Source organism: Sinomonas sp., from assembly GCF_051955515.1.
GTDB lineage: Bacteria > Actinomycetota > Actinomycetes > Actinomycetales > Micrococcaceae > Sinomonas.
The window spans coordinates 1-3,678 of sequence record NZ_JBQCGQ010000003.1; the positions used below are offsets into that span (position 1 = coordinate 1).

At 67.0% G+C, this 3,678-nt stretch carries 3 protein-coding genes; 1 reads left to right on the forward strand and 2 read right to left on the reverse strand.

The window, feature by feature from the left end; translation table 11 throughout:
* Window positions 1-91: 91 nt before the first annotated feature.
* Together ACTHL9_RS00125 and pyrE are read right to left on the reverse strand one after the other, a co-directional pair.
* Window positions 92-1,192: an alpha/beta hydrolase gene (locus ACTHL9_RS00125; protein ID WP_440516596.1), complete on the reverse strand. Its 1,101-nt coding sequence runs from the start codon at window positions 1,190-1,192 to the stop codon at window positions 92-94.
* A complete protein-coding gene (gene pyrE / locus ACTHL9_RS00130) occupies window positions 1,158-1,745 on the reverse strand; it encodes an orotate phosphoribosyltransferase (protein WP_440516597.1) in 588 nt (195 codons plus the stop codon). The genes ACTHL9_RS00125 and pyrE overlap by 35 nt, the downstream gene beginning before the upstream one ends.
* A gap of 70 nt (window positions 1,746-1,815) precedes the next feature.
* Between pyrE and ACTHL9_RS00135 the strand changes: the two genes are divergently transcribed.
* Window positions 1,816-3,408, forward strand: coding sequence for a stealth family protein (locus tag ACTHL9_RS00135; RefSeq protein WP_440516598.1), 1,593 nt, complete (start codon window positions 1,816-1,818; stop codon window positions 3,406-3,408).
* Window positions 3,409-3,678 lie beyond the last annotated feature (270 nt).

The window sequence follows — 3,678 nt, forward strand, 5'->3', positions numbered from 1 at the left end:
CGCACGGCACCCCCTGGCGCACCCCCCGGTGTGCCGTCAGCCCCGCAGGGCGCGCACCCTGCAGCCCTGCCGGCACAAGTGGGTGAGCGAGCTACCCGGCCCCACCGCCCGAGCCCCCCAGCCGCCGCGGCAGCGGCAGAAGCTGCGGGAGCAGCGTCCCCAGCACGTTGTTGTACAGCGAGGCGTTCCATTCGGGGCTCGCGTGCGCGGGGAAGGCTCCGATCGTCTGGAGCGACGACGAGACGAGGTTGTCCGGGAAGTTGTGCTCCCAGCGCGAGCGCGCGGACTCGTAGTCGACCGTCTGGTCCCCCGGATTGCCGATGAAGCCCATCTGGACCCGGTCGAGCTCGCCCGCGAACCGCGTCACGTCCCAGTTGTAGATGTACTCCGACTCCGTCTGGATCAGCACGCTCGACGGAGCAAGGGGCGTGAGCTGTTCCAGCGCCTGATCCACCACCTGGTTCCATGTGCGCTCGTGCTTGTTGATGATCCGCTCACCGAGCTCGTACCCCCCGCGGAGGAGCGACGGGACCCGGAAGCCGAGCTCGTACAGCTCGACCACGCCCTCGAACCAGGTGAGGTCCTTGACGTCGTACTTCGAGGCAGGCGTCGAGTCGAGGACAATCGCGCCCACCCGGGGAACGTCGCTGCCCGGGACTCCGCCCAGCCGCAGGAGCCGCGACGCGACGTCGACGGCGAGCATGCCGCCGAACGAGTGGCCGTAGAAATGGAGTTCGTTGAGCCCGTTCTGGGCCGCGTGACGCAGGATCGTGGCCATGACTTGGTCCACGTCGAGGCCGTCGTTGGAGTACCCGAGGGCGGCGATCTGTCCGCGCTCCCCGAGCGACGGCGCAAGCAGCGTGATGATGAGCTGCGCCTCCTCCCAGCTCGTCTTGTAGCCCGGGAACAAGACCCAGGAGGTGCCGGGGAAGCGGCGCTTGGCGTCGTCGTCGTTCGCGGCAAGCATGACGGTCTGGCGGCGCTGGTTCTGGATCGCACGTGTGGTGAGCATGTCCGCAGCCAGGAGGCCACCCCCGATCATGCCGGTCAGGAAGGCGCGGCGGGACACCCGGCGCATCCTGTCCGCGGTGCGGAGCAGCGAGCCGAGGCGCGTGGCGCCGCCGCCCTCGACGAGGGCGGGGCGCGGCGGAGACTGCTTAGTCGAGACCCAGCTCATCCTTGCCGAAGGCATAGAGGTACGGCACGCCGGCCTCCGCTTCGATGCGCTCCTTCGCGCCAGTCGCCCGATCAACAATGACGACGACGGCGGTCACCTCGCCGCCTGCCTTGCGGACACCTTCGACGGCGGTGAGCGCGGAGCCGCCCGTGGTGGACGTGTCCTCGACCACGACGACCTTCCGCCCCTCGACCGACGGACCCTCCACCTGCCGGCCCATACCGTAGGACTTCTGCGCCTTGCGGACCACGAACGCGTCGACCTCGCGGCCGGCTTCACGCGCGGCGTGCATGATCGCCGTTCCCACGGGGTCTGCGCCCATGGTGAGACCGCCGGCGGCCTCGACGGCGACGCCCGCCCCGTCGATCAGGTCCAGCATGACGCGCCCCACGAGCTGGGACGCCTCATGATGCAGCGTGATGCGGCGAAGGTCGATGTAGTAGTCCGCCTCCTTGCCGCTCGAGAGCGTCACGCGGCCATGCACAACGGCAAGCTCCTTGATGAGCTCGAGGAGGCGCGCCCGGGAGGCGGCCAGGTCGGGCAGTGCAGAGTCAAGGGGCGCAGTCATGGCTACGATTCTAGTTGCTGGCCTCGATAGGCTCGGATCTGCCGCAAGCACCAGCTCGCGAAAGGCTTTCATGGACACCACGACCCCTGATGAGGTCTATTTCGCCACCCCCGATACCGAGCTCCAGCCTGCCCAGGAAGTCACCTCGCCGGAAGCGGGGAAGCGCCTCGCCGACCGCGACGACGTCACCAAGACCAAGCGCGGGTACGCGCTCATCAACACGACGCTCACCCCGCACGAGGCCATGGTCGAGGACCTGCTCTTCGTGGGAGACGTGCTCGACCGTGCAGAGATCCCGTATCTCCTCGTGCGCGGCAACGACGCTCGGCCTGTCATCGCCGTGGATTGGAAGCGCCGCAAGGATCTCCGCCGGGCCCTCGTGGAAGCGTGCCGCGACGAGCCCTTCTACTCGATCACTGTGGACGCGCGGAAGGGCGACGCCCTGCTCGTTGCCGACGGCCGACTTGCCGCAAGCGGCAACTCCCGCATGTTCCGGCTGTACCGTCCTCGGCTGGAGCCGAAGGGCGGGCTCCAGTACGGCCAGGACTTGGGCGTACAGATCGAGCTGTGGAAATGGGAGGGCGACCTCCTCCACCTGCCAATCGAGAACTCGCTCACTCGGCGAACGCTTCCCTCCGGGGACGCTGTGCGGGGGACGGTCGAGCGTTTTGGGCGGGAGTGGCCAACGATCGAGAACATGTTCGCCGACCACGCGACGGACATCGACTTCGAGATCGACATTGTCTTCTCCTGGGTGGACGGGAGCGACCCCGATTTCCTTCGATACCGGGCATCGTTCCTCCCCGGGGTGGTCCTCGGCGAGGGCGACGAGGCCGATGCCCGCTACCGTCAGATCAACGAGCTCAAGTACGCGCTGCGGTCCGTCCACATGTTCGCGCCGTGGATACGGCGCATCTTCATCTGCACCGACTCCAAGGTTCCGGAGTGGCTCGACGCCGACCACCCCAAGGTCACAATCGTGCGTGCGGAGGAGCACTTTCGTGACCCGTCGGTGCTGCCGGTGTTCAATTCGCAGGCCATCGAGGCCCAGCTGCAGCACATCCCCGACCTCTCGGAGTACTTCCTCTACTCGAACGACGATATGTTCTTCGGCCGCCCGATCGGCCCCGACATGTTCTTCTCCCCCGGCGGGATTACGAAGTTCATCGAGGCCACCACGCGCATCGGCCTTGGCGACAACCACATCTCGAGGTCAGGGTTCGAGAACGCGGCCCGCGTGAACCGGCGGCTCCTGTACGAGCGGTTCGGGCGGATCACGACTCGTCACCTCGAGCACACGGCCGCGCCCCTGCGCAAGAGCGTTCTCCTCGAGATGGAGCGCGAATTCGGGCCCGACTTCGCGGCGACGGCTGCCAGCCGGTTCCGCGCGAAGGACAACATCTCCGTGACGAACTCGCTATACCACTACTACGCGCTGCTCACCGGACGTGCTGTCACAAACGTGGGCGCGAAGGTGCTCTATGTGGACACGACCATGTACTCCGGACTCGACCTGCTCGGCAAGCTCCTCAAGAAGCGGAACCAGGACTTCTTCTGCCTCAATGACGGCTCATTCCCCGAGGTGCCTGCGGAGGAGCGGCAGAAGCGCGTGACCTCGTTCCTCGAGAAGTACTTCCCGATCCCGGCCCCCTGGGAACGCTGACGTCTCGGGTACACCAACTCACCCCCACCCTCGTGTCATGTCTCAGGTGATCGTGGACGGTTGGTGTCTCGTGTGAGTGTGGACGTTTCATGTCTCAGGTGAGTGTGGACGGGTGGGTGGGGGCGGGGGGTTTGAGGCCGCTGCGGGGGACGAAGCGGGTGCCCTCGGGGGGTCTGGGGTGGGTGAGGATCTCGGTGCCGCGCTCGTCGTAGAACGCGATGCTGCATTCGTCGTAGAGGACGCGCACGGGTTGTCCTGCCCAGGCCGCGC

Coding starts and splice junctions, on each gene's coding strand:
- ACTHL9_RS00125 (WP_440516596.1), bottom strand. CDS start 1,192: ATGCCTTCGGCAAGGATGAGCTGGGTCTCGACTAAGCAGTCTCCGCCG.
- ACTHL9_RS00135 (WP_440516598.1), top strand. CDS start 1,816: ATGGACACCACGACCCCTGATGAGGTCTATTTCGCCACCCCCGATACC.
- pyrE (WP_440516597.1), bottom strand. CDS start 1,745: ATGACTGCGCCCCTTGACTCTGCACTGCCCGACCTGGCCGCCTCCCGG.